The organism is Streptomyces sp. NPDC127197 (assembly GCF_042672405.1).
Taxonomy (GTDB): Bacteria; Actinomycetota; Actinomycetes; order Streptomycetales; family Streptomycetaceae; genus Streptomyces; species Streptomyces flavusporus.
In genome coordinates, this window is record NZ_JBHXVG010000147.1 from 1 (window position 1) to 1,287 (window position 1,287).

The 1,287-nt window shown below is 68.0% G+C and carries 2 protein-coding genes; both read right to left on the minus strand.

Features of this window, described 5'->3' with window-relative positions:
- Positions 1–30: 30 nt before the first annotated feature.
- Entirely contained in the window at positions 31–951 is a 921-nt protein-coding gene (locus ACFVJQ_RS46020) for an IS3 family transposase (RefSeq protein WP_385791986.1), read from the minus strand.
- On the minus strand, positions 939–1,271 hold the full coding sequence (locus ACFVJQ_RS46025; protein WP_385791988.1) for a transposase: 333 nt from the start codon (positions 1,269–1,271) through the stop codon (positions 939–941). Before ACFVJQ_RS46025 ends, ACFVJQ_RS46020 begins: the two co-directional genes overlap by 13 nt.
- Positions 1,272–1,287 lie beyond the last annotated feature (16 nt).

Below are 1,287 nucleotides of genomic sequence, written 5' to 3' on the forward strand. Positions count from 1 at the left end.
CTGTCAATCCCCTCGCAGCGTGGAGACGATCTATGCGGCCAGTCCCTCGGCGAGGGTGGCTCGGTAGTCACGTTCGTAGTCGATCGGGCTCTTGAACCCGCACACGCTGTGTAGCCGCCTGGTGTTGTAGAAGTCGGTGATCCAGGTGGCGACCTTGATGCGTGCCTCGGTGCGGGTACGGAAGGTGTGGCGGTGTACGTACTCGACTTTGAGGACGCTGTTGAACGCCTCGCTCACGGCGTTGTCGAAGCAAGATCCGACTCTGCCCATGGACTGGACCATGCCGAGCTTTCGGCAGGCCCGCCTGAACCGCCGCGAGCAGTACTCGCTGCCCCTGTCCGTGTGCATGATCACGCCGCGCACGTCGCCGCCGCGGGTGGCCGCGGCCATGTTCAGGGACGCGACGACCAGGTCGGCGTCGTGCCGCTCGGCCATCGCGTAGCCGAGCAGGCGGCGGGAGAACAGGTCGATGACCGTCGCCAAGTACAGCTTGCCCTCGCCGGTTTCGATCTCGGTGAGATCGCCCGCCCAGACGAGATCGGGTTCCTCGGCGGTGAAGTCCCGGCGCACGAAGTCCGGGGCGGCCGGCCGCTTGCCCGGCCTCGTCAGCGACCGGCGGCGGCGCACCTTCCGTCCGGCCAGCCCGAGTTCGGCCATGACCTTCGCGACCGTGTTCACCGATACTCGCCAGCCTCTGCGCGCCAGCTCGATGAACACCTTCGGCGAGCCGTAGGTGCCGCCCGAGCCGTGGAAGATCTCCTCGATCTCCTCGGCCAGCTGCTGCCGGCGCGCCTCACGCGCTGTCGGCGGACGATCCCGCCACTTGTAGAACCACGACTCGGACACCCTCAGCGCCCGGCAGGCGGTGCGGTGCGGAATCTTCTGCTCGGCCTTGCAGCTGCTGATCACCCCGACCGCGACGGCCGGGTCCGCCTCAGCTACTTCACCCACAAGGCCACGAATCGCTTGCACACATCACGCTCCATCTCCAGCTCGCGGATGCGCTTGTCCTTCTCCCTGGCCTCGGCCCGCAGCCGCTCCAGCTCAGCGCGCTCGCTCTCCCGCACACGACCGCCGGGCGACGGATCGGCCACCGGCCGGTCCGACGACGGCGACCCGTTGCGCCGCGCCCGCGACACCCAGCTGTGCAACGTCCCCGGGTGGATGCCCAGATCCTCAGCCACCTCCGGAATGGGCTTCCCGGTCTCCGTCACGATCCGTACCGCTCCCTCGCGGAACTCAGCGTCGTAGATGCGCTTCCTGGATGCCATGACCCCCAACTATCCC

Bases quoted from the DNA above. Each gene is read 5' to 3' on its own strand.
- ACFVJQ_RS46025 (WP_385791988.1), bottom strand. From the start codon at position 1,271: ATGGCATCCAGGAAGCGCATCTACGACGCTGAGTTCCGCGAGGGAGCG.